This window comes from Variimorphobacter saccharofermentans (assembly GCF_014174405.1).
GTDB lineage: Bacteria > Bacillota > Clostridia > Lachnospirales > Lachnospiraceae > Mobilitalea > Mobilitalea saccharofermentans.
Window position 1 is genome coordinate 177,318 of record NZ_JACEGA010000001.1, and the last position, 19,701, is coordinate 197,018.

The 19,701-nt window shown below is 37.9% G+C and carries 20 protein-coding genes and 1 other annotated feature; of the genes, 7 read left to right on the forward strand and 13 right to left on the reverse strand.

The window, feature by feature from the left end; all coding sequences use genetic code 11:
• Positions 1-136: 136 nt before the first annotated feature.
• From H0486_RS00760 to mutT, 6 genes are all read left to right on the forward strand, one after another.
• Positions 137-838 carry a Crp/Fnr family transcriptional regulator gene (locus tag H0486_RS00760; protein WP_228351203.1) on the forward strand — a complete coding sequence of 234 codons (702 nt, stop codon included), beginning with the start codon at positions 137-139 and terminating at the stop codon, positions 836-838.
• 116 nt (positions 839-954) lie between these two features.
• Positions 955-1,203: a binding site (T-box leader), on the forward strand.
• 109 nt (positions 1,204-1,312) lie between these two features.
• Positions 1,313-2,332 (forward strand): anthranilate phosphoribosyltransferase, encoded by a 1,020-nt coding sequence (gene trpD, locus H0486_RS00765; protein ID WP_228351204.1) that lies wholly within the window; start codon positions 1,313-1,315, stop codon positions 2,330-2,332.
• 73 nt (positions 2,333-2,405) lie between these two features.
• Positions 2,406-3,782: a bifunctional indole-3-glycerol phosphate synthase/phosphoribosylanthranilate isomerase gene (trpF, locus tag H0486_RS00770; protein WP_228351205.1), complete on the forward strand. Its 1,377-nt coding sequence runs from the start codon at positions 2,406-2,408 to the stop codon at positions 3,780-3,782.
• Between the two features lie 178 nt (positions 3,783-3,960).
• Positions 3,961-5,145, forward strand: a complete 1,185-nt coding sequence (gene trpB, locus H0486_RS00775; protein ID WP_228351206.1) for a tryptophan synthase subunit beta — start codon at positions 3,961-3,963, stop codon at positions 5,143-5,145.
• On the forward strand, positions 5,138-5,908 hold the full coding sequence (gene trpA, locus H0486_RS00780; protein ID WP_228351207.1) for a tryptophan synthase subunit alpha: 771 nt from the start codon (positions 5,138-5,140) through the stop codon (positions 5,906-5,908). Before trpB ends, trpA begins: the two co-directional genes overlap by 8 nt.
• Before the next feature lie 727 nt (positions 5,909-6,635).
• Entirely contained in the window at positions 6,636-7,022 is a 387-nt protein-coding gene (mutT, locus tag H0486_RS00785; RefSeq protein ID WP_228351208.1) for an 8-oxo-dGTP diphosphatase MutT, read from the forward strand.
• Between the two features lie 14 nt (positions 7,023-7,036).
• Here mutT and H0486_RS00790 read toward each other — a convergent pair whose 3' ends face one another.
• From H0486_RS00790 to H0486_RS00810, 5 genes are all read right to left on the reverse strand, one after another.
• On the reverse strand, positions 7,037-7,492 hold the full coding sequence (locus H0486_RS00790; protein ID WP_228351209.1) for a GNAT family N-acetyltransferase: 456 nt from the start codon (positions 7,490-7,492) through the stop codon (positions 7,037-7,039).
• 66 nt (positions 7,493-7,558) lie between these two features.
• A complete protein-coding gene (locus tag H0486_RS00795; protein ID WP_228351210.1) occupies positions 7,559-8,302 on the reverse strand; it encodes a 4Fe-4S double cluster binding domain-containing protein in 744 nt (247 codons plus the stop codon).
• A 97-nt stretch (positions 8,303-8,399) separates the two neighbouring features.
• On the reverse strand, positions 8,400-8,678 hold the full coding sequence (locus tag H0486_RS00800; protein ID WP_228351211.1) for a hypothetical protein: 279 nt from the start codon (positions 8,676-8,678) through the stop codon (positions 8,400-8,402).
• A 150-nt stretch (positions 8,679-8,828) separates the two neighbouring features.
• The gene (locus H0486_RS00805) at positions 8,829-9,494 is read right to left on the reverse strand and encodes a class I SAM-dependent methyltransferase (RefSeq protein WP_228351212.1); all 666 of its coding nucleotides are present in this window, start codon (positions 9,492-9,494) and stop codon (positions 8,829-8,831) included.
• 2 nt (positions 9,495-9,496) lie between these two features.
• Positions 9,497-10,273 carry an EFR1 family ferrodoxin gene (locus H0486_RS00810; protein WP_228351213.1) on the reverse strand — a complete coding sequence of 259 codons (777 nt, stop codon included), beginning with the start codon at positions 10,271-10,273 and terminating at the stop codon, positions 9,497-9,499.
• A 153-nt stretch (positions 10,274-10,426) separates the two neighbouring features.
• Between H0486_RS00810 and H0486_RS00815 the strand changes: the two genes are divergently transcribed.
• Positions 10,427-11,008, forward strand: coding sequence for a TetR/AcrR family transcriptional regulator (locus H0486_RS00815; protein WP_228351214.1), 582 nt, complete (start codon positions 10,427-10,429; stop codon positions 11,006-11,008).
• 242 nt (positions 11,009-11,250) lie between these two features.
• Here the strand turns inward: H0486_RS00815 and H0486_RS00820 are convergent, their stop codons facing one another.
• The 8 genes from H0486_RS00820 to H0486_RS00855 form a co-directional block, all read right to left on the reverse strand.
• Positions 11,251-12,249, reverse strand: coding sequence for a hypothetical protein (locus H0486_RS00820; protein ID WP_228351215.1), 999 nt, complete (start codon positions 12,247-12,249; stop codon positions 11,251-11,253).
• Between the two features lie 95 nt (positions 12,250-12,344).
• A complete protein-coding gene (locus H0486_RS00825) occupies positions 12,345-12,707 on the reverse strand; it encodes a hypothetical protein (protein WP_228351216.1) in 363 nt (120 codons plus the stop codon).
• A gap of 576 nt (positions 12,708-13,283) precedes the next feature.
• A complete protein-coding gene (locus H0486_RS00830; protein WP_228351217.1) occupies positions 13,284-14,972 on the reverse strand; it encodes an ABC transporter ATP-binding protein in 1,689 nt (562 codons plus the stop codon).
• Positions 14,973-15,342: 370 nt separating this feature from the next.
• Complete coding sequence (mobQ, locus tag H0486_RS00835) at positions 15,343-16,197, reverse strand: MobQ family relaxase (RefSeq protein ID WP_228351218.1); 855 nt, start codon at positions 16,195-16,197, stop codon at positions 15,343-15,345.
• A gap of 102 nt (positions 16,198-16,299) precedes the next feature.
• Positions 16,300-16,500, reverse strand: coding sequence for a hypothetical protein (locus H0486_RS00840; RefSeq protein WP_228351219.1), 201 nt, complete (start codon positions 16,498-16,500; stop codon positions 16,300-16,302).
• 2 nt (positions 16,501-16,502) lie between these two features.
• Positions 16,503-18,116 carry a type IV secretory system conjugative DNA transfer family protein gene (locus H0486_RS00845; RefSeq protein ID WP_228351220.1) on the reverse strand — a complete coding sequence of 538 codons (1,614 nt, stop codon included), beginning with the start codon at positions 18,114-18,116 and terminating at the stop codon, positions 16,503-16,505.
• Complete coding sequence (locus tag H0486_RS00850; protein ID WP_228351221.1) at positions 18,097-18,360, reverse strand: hypothetical protein; 264 nt, start codon at positions 18,358-18,360, stop codon at positions 18,097-18,099. Before H0486_RS00850 ends, H0486_RS00845 begins: the two co-directional genes overlap by 20 nt.
• A gap of 213 nt (positions 18,361-18,573) precedes the next feature.
• Positions 18,574-19,701: a hypothetical protein gene (locus H0486_RS00855; RefSeq protein ID WP_228351222.1), complete on the reverse strand. Its 1,128-nt coding sequence runs from the start codon at positions 19,699-19,701 to the stop codon at positions 18,574-18,576.

The window sequence follows — 19,701 nt, forward strand, 5'->3', positions numbered from 1 at the left end:
GTGCATTCCTTGTATCATGATTGTTCTGGGTTTGTTTTCCTTGATTTTCAAGAACAAGATGAGTATAATACAGTTAGCAGATTGAAAATGTAGCTATAGCTACAATGTGAAATGGCATCGAAAGAAGGAGGTACCGGTGGAAAAATATTATCCTATTATAAAAAAATGCGCTTTATTTCGTACCATAGCAGAAGATGAGTATGCAAAGATGATGAACTGCATGGGAGCACAGGTAAAAGGCTTCCGTTCAGAGGAATATGTTTTTTTAGCTGGTGATGAAGTCAGTACCGTTGGAGTTGTACTGACCGGAGTGGTTGAGATCATGAAGGAAAACCTGGCCGGCAACAAGCATATCGTTGCATTTTTAGAGCCCTCGGATATGTTCGCGGAGGGGATTATCTGTACAAAAAGTCGTATTTCTCCGGTTACTGTACGGGTAAAGGAGGATTCGAAAATTCTATTTATCCCTTATGCAAGAATCATCAAGTCCTGTGGCAATGGATGTAACTTTCATATTACGCTGATACAGAATATGATGGTGGTATTGGGAGAGAAGAATGTTAATCTGAATCGTAAGCTGGAGCTGCTCTCTCTGAAGGGAATGAGAGAGAAGATTGCAAGCTTTTTAATCGCTGAATCCAATGACCGTGGCAGCAGTATGTTTCAGATTATGCTCAATCGAACGGAGCTCGCTGATTATCTGAATGTGGCGAGAACCTCGATGTGCAGGGAGCTGGCACGGATGAAGGACGAAGGACTTATCGATTATTACGGAAATAGCTTTAAGCTTATTAATAAAAAAGAATTGTTAGAATGTCTGGAGAAGAATGAGCGGTAGCAAGCAACAATAACATAGCGTAAATTTTTGCAGGAATATAAATATAGAGTAAGAGAACAGCAATAAAATTACATTTGACAGATGGAATAATCTGTAGTAGAATGACATAAATATTAATCAAACTGATGATTGAGAAGAGTAGTTAGGTACAATCGAAATCCAGAGAGTTGCAGATTGGTGTGATTGCAGCAGACAGGTTCCTAATGAATGGACTCATGAAGGTGGAAAGAAAGGCGCGAGCTGAGTAATGTCCAACGGTTGTCCTCCGTTACAGGGAATAGGTGTTAGAATGCACTGATTAGAGAGCATGTAGTAATTACATGAAGTTAGGTGGTACCGCAGAAGCATAAGCTTTTGTCCTAAATGAGATTTAGGATAAAAGCTTTTTTTATGACCTTTAATTACTTTATTACTATTAATTACTATCATTTCTAAAAATAAAATTATTAATTAATACCATAAGGAGGAGAATGTATGTATAAGGATATTCTTAGGAAATTAACAAACAGAGAGGATATGACGGAAGAGGATGTGTTCGAAATAATCACTGCGATTAAAAATGGCCAACTGACAGACGGACAGATATCAGGCTTTCTGGTAGCACTGGTAATGAAGGGAACCAGTTTAGAGGAAACCGCTTATATCGCAAAAGCAATGAGAGAGAATTGCATTCCCCTTAAACCAGCTGTGAACTCGGCAATGATGGATACCTGTGGTACGGGTGGTGGCCTCAGTACCTACAATATTTCCACAGCCACCGCAATTGTCGCTGCGGCAGCAGGCATCCCAATCGCAAAACACGGAAGCCGCTCCATATCCAGTCTCTCTGGTAGTGCGGATGTGCTGGAGGCATTAGGGGTAAATATTAATTTAACACCGGTACAGGCGGAGCAGCTAATTGAAGAGATCAATATCGCATTTATCTATGCCCCGTTGTTCCATCCGGTTATGGGGAAGGTTCTTGCACCGGAAGCAGCTCTTGGTATTAAGACCATCTTCTACACAATTATCGGACCGTTGATTAATCCGGCTTTTGTACAAAGACATCTACTTGGAGTGTATAAGCCGGAGCTTTTGGAACAGGTTGCATTTGTTGCCAGGGAGATTGGTTATACGAGAGCCATGTTTGTTCACGGAGAAGATGGCCTGGATGAAATTTCCCTTCTTGGAAAAACAAAAATAATGGAATTAAAGGATGGAGAAATGCTAACTTATGAGATTGCGCCAGAGGATTTCGGATTGAAGCGTTGTAAGCTGGAGGATATTAAAACAGGAAAACCGGAAGAAAATGCGGTAACAATCAAAGGAGTATTCGACGGAAACATTAGCGGGCCAAAAAAGGATGCGGTGATATTAAATGCAGCAGGAGCGCTGATTATTGGTGGTAAAGCAGCTGATTTTAAAGAAGGAATAGCTAAGGTTAGAGAGATTATTGACAGTGGTGCAGCCAGGAATAAGCTGAGGGATTTGGTGGAGAAATCAAATCAGTTCTAGAAGTATTGTAGTGATACAGAAAGAGAATATCAGCGTGAGTTGATTTGCCATAAGAGGTATTTTGGAGGTTGGGATGAAGTTCATTGAACAACTGGAAAATAGAATCAAACAGGGACGACATGTGGTGATTCCGGATATTAAATGCTTTTCTCCAAAAGAGGGAGATTTACTACAGGGGAGAAATCCGGTTGAGGTTGCAAAAACTCTGGTGGATGCAGGAGCGCCTGTATTATCAGTGGTGACGGAGTCGGAACAGTTTAAGGGCTCCATGGAACTCCTAAAAAGCATTGCAGAGGCCACCGGTGTTCCTATACTCCGGAAGGATTTTATTCATACAAGGGAGGATCTAATCAAGACGAAGGAATATGGGGCATCCGCAATCCTGCTTATGTTCTCCTGTCTTTCAAGAGAGGAGCTTACCAGACTATATTATGAAGCACTGGAGCTGGGGCTTGATCCTTTTGTAGAAACTCATACCAGAGAAGAGCTTCGGTACGCTGCAGAGCTTGGAGCAAAGCTTGTAGGAATTAACAACCGTAATATATTGGAATTGGAATGTGATAACGGTGATGTTGGCACAACCTGTGCACTGGCAGGGGAGGCACCCAAAGGAGCAATTCTGGTAAGTGAAAGTTCCCTGGCAAGCCCCGACGATGTCAGAAGCGCTATTCGGGCAGGAGCAGACTGTGCGTTGGTCGGAACTGCAATCTGGAAAGCGGAAAATACAGCGGTGTTCTACCAAATGCTATGTTCGCCGGTGTCCGTAAAAATATGTGGCCTTCAACGATCGGAGGATGTGCAGGAATGCATGAATGCAGGAATTGAGGTATTGGGCTTTGTGGTGGACTATCCGAAGCCGGTTCCATGGAATTTGAAACAAGCAGAAGCAAAAGACCTGATGAGGCTAGTCACTCCTTCCTACAAAACCTGCATTGTCACAGGAGGAAAATCGGAGGATATTATACGATTGGCTATGGAATTAAGACCGAATATGGTTCAGCTTCATTATCATGAAACCCTGGAGGATACAAGAGTGATAGCGGAAAGCCTGTCTGAAGCCGGGATAGATACGATTAAGACCGTACCGCTGGGCCCGCAGGAACAGTTGTTGCAGTTTGGGACCACTGAATTGGAGGATATCATAAAACGGTTGAGTGAAACAAAGATATCTGCAATTCTTGTGGATAGCAGGGAAGCATCCAATGCTTCAGAAGCCGGTAAGCTCATTAATTGTAATATGTTTCGGAGAATCAGACAGATTACGAATAAAAGATTAATCCTGGCAGGAGGATTAAACACGGATAATATTGCCGATATGCTATACAATACAGAAGCAGAATATATCGATCTTATGACTGGAGTAGAGCTAAGCGCAGGAGTTAAGGATGCAGATAAGATCAAAGCAATTATGAGAGAGGCTTCCGGTATTGCCCGGAAGGTAAGAAACTAATTTTATAATTGCGAAATTAAATATGGCCATTGTGTATACAGTGGGTACCTGTTCCGAAGCAAACCATAGCGGAAGGAGCGGGTTTGTGCAGGAACAGATATCTGCTGTATACACAATTAAGATATCTTTAGAGTTTCACAATCACCTACATATTAAAGGGAATGAAAGGAGAATGAACATGTCAAAGGGACGATTTGGTGTTCACGGTGGACAGTATATACCGGAAACCCTGATGAATGCAATGCTTGAGCTGGAAGAGGCTTATAATAAATATAAGGACGACCCGGAGTTTAACAGGGAGCTTTCAGAGATGCTAAATGAATATGCAGGTCGGCCAAGCCGCCTGTTTTACGCGAAACATATGACAGAGGACTTAGGAGGAGCGAAAATCTATCTCAAGAGAGAGGATCTCAATCATACCGGTTCTCATAAGATCAACAATGTAATCGGACAGATGCTTCTAGCTAAGAGGATGGGAAAAACAAGAGTCATTGCGGAAACCGGAGCGGGTCAGCACGGTGTAGCAACTGCTACGGTGGCAGCCATGATGGGAATGGAATGTGAGATATTCATGGGAAAGGAAGACACCGAACGGCAGGCGCTAAATGTATATCGTATGAAGCTCCTGGGTGCGAAGGTTCACCCCGTTTCGTCCGGTACAGCTACGCTTAAGGATGCTGTTTCAGAGACTTTTCGTGAATGGACCTCCAGAATTGAGGATACCCATTATGTATTAGGCTCTGTCATGGGTCCCTATCCATTTCCGGGAATGGTAAGAGATTTTCAGGCAGTTATCAGTAAGGAAATTAAAGAACAGATTATGGAAAAGGAAGGTCGGCTTCCCGATGTGGTGCTGGCATGTGTTGGTGGGGGCTCCAATGCCATAGGTGCTTTCTATCATTTTCTACAGGATCAGCAGGTAAAACTAATTGGTTGTGAAGCTGCGGGACGAGGAATTGATACCTTGGAGACAGCAGCAACGATCAATACAGGGAAATTAGGTATTTTCCATGGAATGAAATCTTATTTCTGTCAGGATGAGTATGGGCAGATTGCACCGGTTTACTCCATTTCTGCAGGATTGGATTATCCGGGAATTGGACCGGAGCATGCATATCTTCATGATATTGGTCGTGCCGAATACGTTGCCATAACGGATGAGGAGGCGGTGGAGGCCTTCGAATATCTGTCAAGAACCGAAGGAATTATACCAGCAATTGAAAGTGCACATGCCATTGCACATGCCATTAAGATAGCGCCGAAGATGAGAAAGGATGAAATCATGGTAATCAATATATCCGGACGTGGCGATAAGGATTGTGCGGCGATTGCCCGCTACAGAGGGGAGGATTTATATGAGTAATATAAGGAAAGCATTTGAAAACGGAAAAGCATTTATCCCATTTGTTACCTGCGGTGATCCATCCTTAGAAGTGACAGAGCAGATCGTATATGCTATGGAGAGAGCAGGTGCGGATTTAATTGAACTGGGAATCCCATTTTCTGATCCTACAGCAGAAGGACCTGTGATTCAGGAAGCAAATGTTCGTGCACTAACAGGTCATGTAACAACGGACAGTATATTTGATATGGTTAAGAGGCTAAGAAAGACAGTAAAGGTTCCGATGGCCTTTATGACCTACGCCAATGTAGTGTTTTCTTATGGCGCAGAGCGTTTTATCAGAACCTGCAAGGAGATTGGTATGGATGGACTGATATTACCGGATATTCCATTTGAGGAAAAGGAAGAATTCAGCGAGCTATGCATGAAATATGGAGTGGATCTGATTTCACTGATTGCTCCGACCTCCAAGTCCAGAATTACCATGATTGCAAAGGAAGCCTCCGGTTTTGTATATTGCGTATCCTCATTAGGTGTTACCGGAACCCGAAGTGAGATTACCACGGATATCGGAAGTATGGTGAAGCTGGTGAAGGAAGCAAAGGATATTCCCTGTGCGGTGGGCTTTGGAATATCTACTCCGGAACAGGCCAGGACAATCGCGCAGCAGGCCGATGGCATCATTGTCGGCTCCGCTATTGTAAAGTTATGTGCAAAGTACGGAAAGGATTGTGTTCCTTATATCGAAGAGTATGTGAAGAAGATGAAGAGTGCTATTAGTTAAAACGAGAATTATTAGTATCAATAGGGTGTCACTCAAGCCATTCCAGACTTTTGGGACACCCTATTGATATTAACAGGCTTTGGTGAACTTAACCAGTTTGGGAAGTATCGTTCTTAAAGTGATACTAAGGATGATGTTAATAAGAAAGAACACAATAATAAAAGTACGCGAGATATGATATTCCTGCCGGAGGAACAATATACTCATAAAAAATACAATGCCACACAGGTTGGATAAAACGATACCTAAAAGCTCCCGAATGATTCCCTTTTTCCTAATGTTTGAATATAACTGAAAGATATAATTTAACAATAGAAAGCAGGGTAAAACATATATAAGGAACTCCGCATAATACCTAAGAGGGGGTATTTCCCCATGAAAATTGGTTGCTAGGAAACTATAAAATCTTAAGTAATATGCCAGAAGATAGGAAGCAACAAGGATACAGGCATCTATAAGTAGAAATAATAATGCGGGTACGTGAGTATCGTAATTCATTTTCGGTTCCGATGTATTAGTAACGGTATTGATATTAGTGGCGTTGTTTTTCATATTCATTGGTTACCTCCTTACTCTATTATGAAGTGATTATTTGGTTTATTTTATTCAACTCTTATTTTACACTACTTAAGCTCATAAAGCTAGTACAATATGGAAAAATAAGTATGTTATAGGAAGTGAAAGAAGGTAACATGAGATTCTTGCAGAGAGGAAAGAAGGAGTAAAAATGAAATCAATAGAAGTGGCAGCAGCGATTATAATACAGAATAAAAGTATATTTGCTACAGAAAGAGGTTATGGTGACTTCAAAGGCTACTGGGAGTTCCCCGGTGGAAAGATTGAAGAGGGGGAGACTCCCCAGGAAGCCTTGGTACGTGAAATGATGGAAGAACTCAATGTCCGGATAAAAGTGCAAGAACTAGTTGAGATAGTGAACTATGATTATCCGGATTTTCATCTGACCATGCATTGCTTTTTGTGTAAGATTATATCAGGTGATATGATCCTAAAGGAACATACCTCTGCAAGATGGTTAACCAAAGACCATATAAATGAAGTCGATTGGTTACCCGCAGATAAGGATCTGATCGAAAAACTAAAAAGCAGATTATAACTGAGGCTGGGAGGCTATTTCGCAGCATCCTTTTCCAGATAGATCATGTTAAGATCATCGGATACGGGCTTTGTTTTGAACGGAGTATAGCCGCAACGCTCGTATAATCGGATGTTTCTTATACTTTTATCACTGGTAAACAGTTCTTTTCTAAGACTTTTATGATCGTTTTCAATGTATTCCAGTAGCTTGGTTCCGATACCCTTGCCCTGAAAATCGGGATGAACAATTAGTTTACCAATATATAAGGTTCCTTCCTGAACGTAACCACGAACGGAACCGATTATCTGCTGATCAATAATCGCTTTATAGATAACACCATTTTTATATTCTTTTATCAAATCTTCCAGAGTCTGCGTCAGCGGCTGTATAGAATAATTATTTAAGAGTTTGGCCTCGCTTTGGTATGCTAAATATTGAAGTTTCAGAATTTCCTCTAAATCGATTTCCTGTGCTTTGCATATGTTCATAATTCTTCTCCTATTCATTAGATATTATTAATTCTAATTAGTTAAGTTGATCGTAATGCTTATAAACTAAGCTGTAGCGGCACTTGCTGTATACTTTCTGGTATAGGGGCAGACCTCCACACACTTCCCACATAAAGTAATCTGTTTGTTGATAGCATTGGCAGCAATTTCTCTGGCCTTTTTTCGACAAGCTAAAGCATTAAAAAATTCATCCCGATCAAGTTCCGGACTCCAATTACGACCGGAAATAGCCTTTCCGGGGCATGCATTGGTGCAGAGCATGCAGCCGCCACATTTTGAATGAGGAATTTGCTGATTATAGTCAATCGGGGCGTCTGTCAATACGGAGGTCAAGCGAATAGCAGAGCCATAAGGTTCCGTTACAAATAAAGCGCTTTTACCAATCCAACCTAAGCCTGCGTGTACAGCTACCGTCTTATGTGGCATAATGGTTCGAAATATGCCATATTCTTTGATGGATGAAACCGTCTGTGGATATGCGTTGTAACCACATTCCTTTATGTAACCGGCACATAGATTTGCCAAAGCATCCAGCTTATCATTTACACGATGATAGGCATCATAATACTCCAGTGTGGGAGCATTGCTGATGTTCTTAATTATCTCGCCAGGATAGGCAAGTACGATGGATATACCATAAGGATACCGGGGTATATCGATCGGTTCCGTTACGGAATCCTCACTTCTGGGACCGCTCAAATCCACGCTATTATATAGTCCCTCAATCTTTGCAAATCCTACCATGGAGGCTCCATTTTCATATAAGAGCTGTTCAATTTCCTTATTCATAAATATCCCCCCTGATTATATTATTAGCAAAACACATTAGATATGTGTTGCTACTATTTGTAATTCAACCTCATATGGTCATACCTAGTATGAATACCTATAACTTTTGAAATAACAGGTTATTGACCTGCTCAGTAATATATAATTGGCCATATTTTATTTCAACTTCATAGCTTTCGATCACTTTTGGATCAATACTATCAGCAATCTGAAGATACTTCTCTGTCCGATCACTAGGAAATCGAATATTCGATTCAAAAGATTTACATAATTCAAAACCATGTCTATTCGCGAGGTCTATCAGTTCAGATTTCATATAAAAACGAACATGTCCGTCATCTTTAAATTGCATAAAAGTATCTATAAACCGCTTCACATCAATCTCATTTGGAGTTGGATCGGAGATAAACAGGGTGCCCTTTGTCTTAAGGACTCGATTGATTTTGATTATTTATTCTACAATAATTTACCAGTAAAATGCAAATAAAATCTTTGTTTAATTTCTTTTCATATCATTACCATACGATTATTTATTACAGATAAATGCTATGTAATTATTGTGAGTCTTTACATTAATTTCACTAAATCCAATCTCATATAATAGATTTGTAAAATCCTCCGAATTCTTGTATTCAGGAAGATGATATTCTATTTTGTCAATCTCACATGCAATAAATAAGGTTCCTCTCTCTTTCAGAACGCGGTAGCACTCTGATAATCCTTTTTCAAGTTCATCCCAATAAATATGAGTTTGTCCTGCAATCACAAGATTAAAAAACTCATCTTCAAAATCCAAGTAAGCGACATCTCCTACGGTTAATATAACTTCACCGGAGTCTATATATTCTTTATTTAGCGTGGATGCAGTCTTCACAGCTTCTTCGGATATATCGACTCCATAAATCGTATTCTTTCTATTCATTCCTTTCATATGCTGGATACCGGAACCGCTACCAAAACCGATGTCCAAAATAACATCCTCATCGTTTAGGTTCATAAGAGAATAACTCCATTCGTTCATATCTCGAAAGGAAACGGACCAGATTCTCGTCATAATGCTTCCAATAATACCGGTGGGATTTGCCGCCTGCTTTGACAGATAGTTAATTAGAGGCTGATACAATGTAACACAGATCACTATGATGACACTTATCATTACTAGCCAGGTTCTCATTCTTTTCTTTCCCTTCATTGTTATATCCTCCATAATTGCTTTTGTGTTATATCGGGATGGGTGTATCTCGTTCGTTTATGGTTCAAGGCCGGATGTGCTATTGCGTTTTGTGGGCACCATTGTATACAGGCCATACAGCATTGGCATTGGTTTCCCCAAATGACGCTTCCATTTGATAGTTCAATGTTTTTTGCAGGGCAGATTTTTTCACATACCCCACAATGCTGACAATTACTCGTAACATAGAATTTCTCCCCTAAATCATGAAATACCTGCGTCTTGCCTTCTCCATTCTGTTTGAATAGTCGTGCTAACAAGTTAGGTGTTATTGACTTGGTAGATTCCTTATTAATAATGGTAGTGACGATTTCATTGATTTTACGATCAGCCTTTCGTAATATATTCTTCTGATAGAATTGTGGAAAGGCACCATATTCAAGTATATTATTACCTGGCATTTTTACTCGAAATTCCTGAACATGCCTGCAGTCAGAAAAAGCAGGCAGGGATTTCACGTCTGATAAAGCATATCCCCAGGATGCAGCATGTGTTGCAATAATAAAAATCTGTTGAGATGAATAGAAATGGATATGATCCAACATACGAATAACAATTTCTGGCGCATGTATGTAGTAAACAGGATAGACAATGCCAACCATGCTATACTTTTCTATGGGAAAATCTTTTATTCTGGTTATTGGGACTAGCTCTGTTTCTCCTAATTCCTTTGCTACTTTATTTGCAACTGCATAGCTGTTGCCAGTTCCAGTGAAATAGAAAATGATTCGAGACACCACTTTATTTCCTCCTCTTAGTTCAAACCTTGAAATATTTGGTACGATATTTCAAAGTTAGCATACCCCATCTATCGAAATTGTCAACAACTTTGAAATTTTAATATTTCTATTTCAAAGTTTTGCCTTTTATGATATACTGTCAATGAGGTGTTGATGATGAATAAATATGAGATAACAACAGAAAAGAAAAAGGCTTCTATCATAGATGTGGCGATGACGCTTTTCAGAGAGAAAGGGTTTACGAATGTCAGTATAAAAGAAATCGCAGCACAGGCCCATGTATCACAGGTTTCAATCTATAATTATTTTGGAAGTAAAGAGGCATTAGTGACGGAGTGTGCGAATATTATCATACATGATGCTTTGCTGCGGGCATCGGAAATACTTAAAAAAGACATTAGCTTTGAAGACAAAATAAAGCAAGCATTGTCCCTTTGCACAGAAGAAATAAGCTACTCTGTATCAGAGTATTTTTCAGAAAGAGCACTTGCTGATCCGGCGATGGTGGAATTACTTGTAGAGAATATAAACCGCAGCAAAGCAAAAGTTTATCGTGATTACATTGAATATGGCAAGAGGGAAGGCTGTATTGATGCATCAATTGATACGGATACAATTTTAGATTATGTAGAAGCGATAAATACTATAGGGAGCAAACTGAAATATGATGATGACACACCTGCGAGAATTAGGCAGATTCATCAGCTGTTTTTATATGGGATAATAGGGAAGTAGCTAAGAGAGAAGAGTTTTATGCGAAGTTCAATCAGGAGAGACGTAGCGTATTTGATAGGATTTCGATAGGTAACAGTAACTAAAAAATAACAATGTGAAGGAACCCGCTACGGAAAGAAAGAGAGGCTTTGTATTCGCCTCTCTTTTTAGAACTTAGTGTTATTTATAAAACTAATTGCCAGCACTTGCAGATATCAAATCACTCCACAGTGATAAGGGAAGTGACACTAAGCTTAACTTATTCAATCCTCCAGCTGAGGCTTCATACCACAGCCCTTTGGAAATTCATCCACTAGGTTGATGGAGCAGGCCTCTTCCTTTGAAACAGGAGTCTTGGTCCAGTCAATCTCACCTTCGTGGCCAGCGTAGTCACAGATGCGTACGGAGCAGAGATAGCCATCATCATTACGCGTATATGCACTTATTGCAGACATGGCAATACGATTGCGCTCTTTCTGACCCTGTTTTGATACAATATGTACCCATTCAATTACACATGTACGGCCATCATCGATAAGCGTCTCGTATCTCATACCAACACAAGCAGGTATGTAGGTACTGAGAAAATTACCAAAGCTGTGGGCATCTGCAGCCATTTCCTCACGGGATTTAAGCTGTGAACCCCATGGCTCATATCCGCCTACGATACAATCAGGAGCAAAGGACTTATGGATACGTTCGGCGCTGCAATAGGGCGCATGATGTAATGCCTCATAATAACAGCGCATAGCTCCGGTCATAAGTCCGGGATCACCCATCTCATAATGTGCCGGCTGGAAGATCGGCTTACGGTAGGGAGTAAGATCCGGAACAAAAGTATAGTGACAGTATATTCTTACTTCCTCAAGAAGTCTGGGGGTTCTCAGATCAACAACAATAAACATGGGTACTTCTTCAATTTCGTCGTCTACAACAAAATTTATGACAGCCTCAAGAGCAACTCTTCCGCCGGAGATGGTTTGGAATACCGGTGTAACAGTGGCTTCAGTAGCATGAAAGCGTGCCAGAAAGCCTTCAGCAAAGGTTCGTACACCATCGAGGCCTTCATATCTGCCATAGGGGGCATCGATAACCGGAGGCTCATCCCAGAACAGCTTCCTTTCACGGAACATACCCACGGCATCATCTACCTTTCCTGCACAGACCGAGCGGATAAAGACCAAATCAGGTGAATCCTCCCGGATATCCCTAATCATGTCACGGTGTAGTCTTAATAGGTTGCATGCCTTACGAACTTTCATAATTCCCCTTCTTTCTTTAAAGATAATTTTATGCATCCTTTGCCTAAATATGCCGGAAAAATTACAGAAGCAGCCATATTCTTTCACGACCATAGCTAAGATAATTTACTTTTCATACTTTTTCTAAATTTGCATTTTATGTTTAACACAAAATTACCAAGTATGCAGATTACACTTATTAGTAGGCTAGCCAGCAAGGTATAATAAGAATAAGATGGTTTTAAAATGGCAGGAACAAAGACTTTATACTCCGTATAAAATTCTATATATGATAATAGAGAAATTAAAATAAGCATACTGCTATAGATATACTTCTTCTGATTATCTACAAAACGAATCAGTAAAAAAATAATGATAGGAGAAAAAATACCGATAGCCATAATCCCTGAAATAATTACATTTCCAGACTTGATAGAACTAGTAAGATGATCATACCTACGCGCACTATTTGATGCCATAACACCTATTAATCTCCTAATATTACATATATTTATTACTTTGATTTAAATATATAATATATAACTGTATATGTAAACAATATTTAATCAAACGTGCAACACCTATCATCTAAATACCGAAACGCTTGTTTTATAAAGATGCAGTGGGGTTACAACCTGAACTTCGTTCACTTAACCAATGGGGATCAAGTCCCACTTTAGTAGTAAAAAAATAATGACTGACTTACGTCACTCACAGTTCTTAATAGTGCAGTTGATGGGGACAACCTGAACTTCGTTCAGGTAAGAACCCCCCGGGGTTCAACTCCCCACTTCCGTAAATAAAAATAAGTTGATGACTAATGTCACCAACTTATTTTTATTAACTGCAGTTGAGGGGACTTGAACCCGACACTGAAGCTGGAAGACCCTGTTTATGCAGGTCTCAGCGTTAGAAATTAGAGTTTAACAGAAGTTTAACAGTTTATAAGGAAAGGAGATAGAGCTCTTTCATCTGTAAAAAGGCAAGTGACCAACGTATGTGCACTTGCCTTTTAAAATCCCGCAATAAAGGGTTACTTGCCGTTATTTATGATATTAATCGCGTGTGCTTGCATAGTATAAATCTTTAAAGTATGCATTATTCTCCAGTAGTTTATTAAAGCTATCCTGACCAACAATACGACCTTCTCTTAAAACAACAATATGTTCAAATTTCCTGATAGAGTTTAAACGATGAGCTATGACTATAACGGTTTGCGTTCGTAATAAATCCATTACACGGTTCATTACAATTTCTTCTGTTATATTATCCATTGCTGATGTTGCTTCATCTAATATAATAATATTTGCCTGTGAAAACCATAGTCTGGCTAGAGCCAGTCTTTGGCGTTCACCACCAGATAAAGCAGTTCCTCTTTCTCCTAGTTCAGTATCTAAACCGTTTTCCAACTTATTGTATAAATCCAATAATTCAACCTGCTCTAAGGCTTTGATAATTTCGTAGTCTTCTACATTTTTATCAAACACTAGATTTTCTCGCAATGTTCCATCAAATATCGGTGATTCCTGAGTGATATATGTAATACAGTCATAATAACTGTTTAAATCAATATTATTTAACTCATATGTACCAATCGATATCTTGCCACCTTGTGGCTTTAACAATCCAGATAACAATTTTATCAATGTCGATTTACCGGAACCGCTTTCTCCCACAAGAGCAACGTTTTCTCCATGTCTGATATTCAAGTCAAAGTTATCCAGAACAACCCTATTATCATATAAAAATTTTAATCCAGTACAAGAAATATCAGCTTTCAAAGATGTTATTTTTTCTCCTTTATCAAGCTGCTCATCATTTTCCGAATCTAAAAAATCGGTATACCTCTTAAATGCTGTTCTATCCAGTTTATATTGTACGAACAGGACATTAAAAATGGCAATTGGGGTATATGCATTATCTATCAAAGTAATCAATGCTATAATTGCTCCAATACTTAAGGATTTAGTTACCCATCCGTAAGCGATGATAAAGATTTTAATTACAATCACCAATAATGCAAAAATCGCAAAAAAAGCTTCATGAATAAGTGTCATTTTAACTTTCGAATTTACTATTTCTTTTTTTGCTAATTCCGCTTTTTCAATTTCATGCTTAAATCTCTTATTTATTCGGAACACGACCATTTCCATGAATCCGCGAACCAGAATATGATTCATCATTTCTTCATTTGATAGAATACGTTCCTTGATTTGATATAAAACCTTTAGGAGCAAATTTGTAATAAAAAACACAGCAATATAACCTATTAATATTATAAGCATGACCTTTTTATTGATGCTATAAATAAAAATCATACTAAATAGAATGGATGGACATAATTGCCGGAATAAACAAAACAAGAAATCAAATAAAACGCCTTTGCCAGCGGATGCGCCATTCTCTATCTTCTGGACTAGCTTGCCGGTTCCCATAGATTGATATACCTGATAATCTATACGGCTTATTTTATTTAATGCTTTTAATTTTAAATCTATATAGATGCCGTGTTCGAGGCTGCGTCCAGGGTATTCGTCCAAATAATCGAGAACACATACTATAGCAAGGACAAATCCATAAATAATGATATTGCTTACTGCTAAACTTCCATCATTAAACTTATCTATAAGTCGCTGAAAGTAATTGGCACTAAAGTTACTTAAGAAGGCAATTAAAATGCCTGACAATAAATATATACATACTAGAAACTTATTCTTTTTTGCTATCTCTACCAAATAGTTCATAACTGTACTCCTTTTCATTAATTGAATTATTAATTACTACGAGTCAGTACAGTTGAACCTGTTAGCAAATTACATTAATTAACCTCAGTACAATCTGCTAACAGATTACTTCAACTGTACTGAGTAGTTACCTCGTTTTGACCTCATATTGAGTTCACCCCTTTCGATGGTCTTTATATTATTACATTATACGATATAGTCACATTTTTTTGAGCTAAATCTTTTAAGAGGATATTAATACACCCCACAGCGACACCGGAAGCGTCGTTTTGTTTTACTTATTATAGCTACCGAATGTGTTTCTGTCAATAAAATCCAATATATAATGTGCACATTTGATTGTATCCCCAAAATTATGATAATCTAAAAGTCATCTTTTTCGATTCCGTTCTTCTTCGTCCTTAGTATATTCTTTGTATATTAATGCCATCTCTTGAACTATCATTGAGCCTAAAAGATTGCACTCTTTAATCTGTTGGTTGATATTTAAAGAAAATGTATCTTCCACAATATGATGTTTCTTGCCTTCGTGGGTTTGTGGTAATCTATCTTTTATACCTTGTTCATTATATGACCTATAGTCAATTTTGGCTTCAATTCCGTTTCGCTCTAATGCCTGATTAACTTCCCTTGCCCAATTCTTTCGCCATGTTATTAAATTCTCTTTGTTGCCCCAGTTGTTCACGGGTTCAGTTCGACAAGCATATTGCTTCTTTTCCTTGTCGTAAATTTTATTACCGTTTCCATCTAACATATATATTTTCCGCTGCTTATTTTCCCATTGTCCATTTTCATCTATTCCTCTCATTGGCAAAAGAATATGAGCGTGAGGATTTCCATCGCCCTTATCATGAATATTGATATCGCAGACCATTCCTTTTGGCAAGAAGTTTTCCGTAACATATGCTTTAACCAATTCAATCTGTTCTTTTAGGCTTAATTCTTTTGGTAAGGCTACGGTAACTTCTCGACACAACTGGGCTCGTTTGTTTTTTTCGGCTTCCTCTAAGCTACCCCATAATTTTTCGCGATTAAGTAAATAATTAGGAGTATTATCAGGAATAAATATTTGGCTGTATACATTTCCAGCCTTATGAGTATAGTCAGAAATGCGTCCATCGTATGGATTATACAATTCCTGACAGGCTCGATATGCAGCTGCACTTATAGCAGAACCACCTTTGCCACGAGATATGATATGTATTTTGAAATAAAATATTGCCATAACGCTTCACTTCCTTTTTCTTCAATTTAGCCGTAGGCGTTTATATAATTACCATGAATTCATGGTATATAATTGCGCTATTGTTTTATGACTTTAATGTATTCATAATATCGATTTCAAATTATTCAACATCTGCTCAAATTCATTATCAGTTAAGTTTTTGATAACGGGAATTTCTTTCTCCATCTTTTCGCCCCGAACAATATATCTGCGAATCGTTTTTCTATGGTCATGTATTTCTTCTTGAATTTGGCGTTGTTGTCTGTGCTTGATTTGTAAATCTGTTAATTCTCTTTTATTCATAATCAATCATCCTCCTTTTCCGCATGGATTTTTCTGATTATACCCATGATATATGAATCTTTGAAATAACTTGCCCTTTTTACCCGAAGATAACCAATCCCAGATATGACCAATATTGTTTCTTCCTTTTTTGATAATGTTATCAGGTCAGTTGCTGTTACAATAGGAAGGCGTTCTGTCGTAGAGCTATGACCTCCTTTTGAATTTGTGCTTTTCTTTTTTTCTTGATAAAAACCGCACCAATCTGAAACCATTTTGGCTGTATCGGTGTCGGATATCTCAAGGATGCATTTGATTTTAGTGTTATCCAAAATTATTTTAGCGTCAGGTACGGAATAATGCTTTTGAAGCTGATAATAGCTTTGAATGGATAACCAAATAGAACAGTTGTGATAACGTAAGATTGACATATAATGAGTTATCTTTGAGATGCATCCTAATGCTGGAAATTCATCTAGCAACATAATAAGAGGATTATCCGACTTCCTTCGCTCAACATACTCAAATACTTCTGTAGTGATTAGCCGAAACGCAGGATTTAGACTTTCAAGTAGATAATCTGGAATATTTAAAAATATGGACTTACCCTCGTCAAAAACCTTGGGTGATGCTTTGTTCTCTTTGGTACTTAAAATTGATTTAACCACTGGAAGATTAAAGACGGATAGGCTGGATGTCATTGTTGTTATGATATCCTCAAAACTACTATTTGATTTTTTATAATATTTGTACAACCATCTGTAAGAAATGGTTTCGGGCAAACTGGTTTCAATGATTTCTTCTATCAGAGTGGAAATATCATTTTTTAATATTTCCGATACCGATTGTATAAAGTCAAAATGCTTATCATAATAATAGGAAAGTAAACCGACAAAAAGGGTTCTGCTGTTTTCTACCCAAAATCCGTCCTTATCAGACGTGGATATTATGATAGCACTGGCAATTGTATTAAATACTTCAAGTCTCTGGTTTTCATCGGATTGAGCATTTAAATTGTAGTAAACATCCCATCCATAAAATTCATCGGACTGTTTATCTTTATCGAAACTCACAACCATTACGTTTTTATCAGACTGTGATACACATGTTTCATGTAGTTCTCCTTTTACATCAATAGCATATATCGTAGTTTGACTTTGCGATTGATTTAGCATTGTAACTAGATTGTTGATATAAAAGGATGAGGTTTTACCGGAACCTGTTGAACCAATGATAATAGTATTTGGGAGTGAGTTTGTCTCGATGGGATAACTGACGTAATGTCGTTTGTCTTTTGTTCCTAAAATAAATCCATCATTAAACTTATGTTTATCGACCAATAATTTGGTTGGAATAAGTGGATAGGTTGCCTTTCTCTTTTCATGACTCATTTCGGATATGAAACCTTCACCTAAATTAAAACATCGCTTATCATCCTTTTCATAGGAAAGAATATTTACATATGCAATCCACATCATTGGCAGCAATCCTAGCATTAATATTGCTCGCTCTAGTAAAGGTGTAATGATAATGCTGCGTTTATATAATTCATTGAAGCATTCAAAGATAAGAAAATAAGTTATGGGGCATGTCCATATACCTGTGAATGAAATTGCATCAATAATTCTCTTTCTCATAACCTTCACATCTCCGTAGTGCTTTTTTATAATTACGAACGGTTTCCTTTAAGCCTATGATAAAAAGATGATATATGTATTCGTCACCAGTTATATCATAAAAAAACGTATGATAAATAATCGATAGTTGTGTAATGCGCTCATTCCAGACATTTAATATTTCATAATCAGAAAGAAATGTGGTTTCGGCTTCATGTATTTTCGTAATATCATCTAACAATGTTTCAACGCTGTCTCTTTTCATTTTAGATCGCCTCGTATTTTTTTATTTGATGATAATATGAACGAACTGATTGATGGATATCTGAAGTTTTGTGGCAAAATGGAATGTATTTATATTACATAATCAAAACTTGATTATTAACTGATACCGTAATTTGTTGCCTTCGTCACATAGGGTCTGCTCCATATCATGGCGCAAAAAAAGGGACACATAATCGTATCCCTATTTGCCCTGTTATTTTATTATTGTAATTTTTGTATTTACAATACCGTTATTATATATATCGTCCATTTCATGAAGTAAAAGGTCTAAACAGATGCGGTAAGCGTGTCCGATTGAGGTATTCGTTGCAGCTCTTTCTAATGCGCCTTTTACTCTGCTAAGATGTCTGTATGTATCAAATGCCCTAAAGGCAGGTAAAAGGTCTTGCCAATCCAGTATTAAGGGGATATCTCTTTTATTAAGTTGTTCTATTTCTTTAATCAAATTAACCAACCATGTATTCTTTTTGCTTTTATGCTTTTTTATTAATTTTCCACCAAGTTTCAAACAGTATGGAGAGTATACGCTATTGAGATAAAGGTGTATTTGGGAAATGATATTGTTGAAATATGCTTGATACACTCTTTCGTTTGTGAATTCATTCCAAGAGGTAGTTCCATATAGCTTTTTTACAGTTCTATTTTTACTGGCTTTAAGTTCAATGCGAAGTATATTGTCATGTAAATCCATACATTTCTTTCGTCGTAAATCCTCGCCTTTATCGTAGCAAATTATACTGCCTTTAACTGTCTTACCCTGATTGCAACATTCATAAGCAGTTGGGGATGAGTCCATGTCTTTATCTCTTAACTTTATTAATTTGCCTGACTCTTTATAACTCCTGTTGAAATAAGGGATGTTTGCCAGAAGCTTACGGTAAAGAGGAAGTAAGTCTTCGAACTTCTTAGGCATTGGGATGTTTATATTAGCTTCAATTTCGTTTACAACAAATCCGTCTGTTCTTATCTCTATGCCAAGGTCATTTAATAAATGAAGATTAATTGAAGATAATCGTGCATTTATTTCATCAACAAGTAACGGATTTAAATTGTTGTTGTCAGCTGACACAGTAAGCTCCAAAGAAGATACCTCATATGTTTTGTCTGAGGTTTTTTTCTTTTCCCAACGTAAAGATTTAAACAGGCTATCTTTTACTATTCTTATTCCTATTATTTCAGAAGCTTTCGATGCATATTCAACTTCAATAAACTTCTTGCGTTCGGCTTCATGAAGTATTTCTTCATTTACTATGATAATTCTGAAACTTACCAATTTCAAAGCATCAATTCCTATAATTTTCCTTAATTCATATTGTTCCAT

Bases quoted from the DNA above. Each gene is read 5' to 3' on its own strand.
- trpB (WP_228351206.1), top strand. From the start codon at position 3,961: ATGTCAAAGGGACGATTTGGTGTTCACGGTGGACAGTATATACCGGAA.
- trpF (WP_228351205.1), top strand. From the start codon at position 2,406: ATGAAGTTCATTGAACAACTGGAAAATAGAATCAAACAGGGACGACAT.
- H0486_RS00820 (WP_228351215.1), bottom strand. From the start codon at position 12,249: ATGAAAGTTCGTAAGGCATGCAACCTATTAAGACTACACCGTGACATG.
- mobQ (WP_228351218.1), bottom strand. From the start codon at position 16,197: ATGGCAATATTTTATTTCAAAATACATATCATATCTCGTGGCAAAGGT.
- H0486_RS00830 (WP_228351217.1), bottom strand. From the start codon at position 14,972: ATGAACTATTTGGTAGAGATAGCAAAAAAGAATAAGTTTCTAGTATGT.
- H0486_RS00825 (WP_228351216.1), bottom strand. From the start codon at position 12,707: ATGGCATCAAATAGTGCGCGTAGGTATGATCATCTTACTAGTTCTATC.
- trpD (WP_228351204.1), top strand. From the start codon at position 1,313: ATGTATAAGGATATTCTTAGGAAATTAACAAACAGAGAGGATATGACG.
- H0486_RS00845 (WP_228351220.1), bottom strand. From the start codon at position 18,116: ATGAGAAAGAGAATTATTGATGCAATTTCATTCACAGGTATATGGACA.
- H0486_RS00805 (WP_228351212.1), bottom strand. From the start codon at position 9,494: ATGAAGGGAAAGAAAAGAATGAGAACCTGGCTAGTAATGATAAGTGTC.
- H0486_RS00795 (WP_228351210.1), bottom strand. From the start codon at position 8,302: ATGAATAAGGAAATTGAACAGCTCTTATATGAAAATGGAGCCTCCATG.
- H0486_RS00815 (WP_228351214.1), top strand. From the start codon at position 10,427: ATGATGAATAAATATGAGATAACAACAGAAAAGAAAAAGGCTTCTATC.
- trpA (WP_228351207.1), top strand. From the start codon at position 5,138: ATGAGTAATATAAGGAAAGCATTTGAAAACGGAAAAGCATTTATCCCA.
- mutT (WP_228351208.1), top strand. From the start codon at position 6,636: ATGAAATCAATAGAAGTGGCAGCAGCGATTATAATACAGAATAAAAGT.
- H0486_RS00840 (WP_228351219.1), bottom strand. From the start codon at position 16,500: ATGAATAAAAGAGAATTAACAGATTTACAAATCAAGCACAGACAACAA.
- H0486_RS00855 (WP_228351222.1), bottom strand. From the start codon at position 19,701: ATGGAACAATATGAATTAAGGAAAATTATAGGAATTGATGCTTTGAAA.
- H0486_RS00850 (WP_228351221.1), bottom strand. From the start codon at position 18,360: ATGAAAAGAGACAGCGTTGAAACATTGTTAGATGATATTACGAAAATA.
- H0486_RS00790 (WP_228351209.1), bottom strand. From the start codon at position 7,492: ATGAACATATGCAAAGCACAGGAAATCGATTTAGAGGAAATTCTGAAA.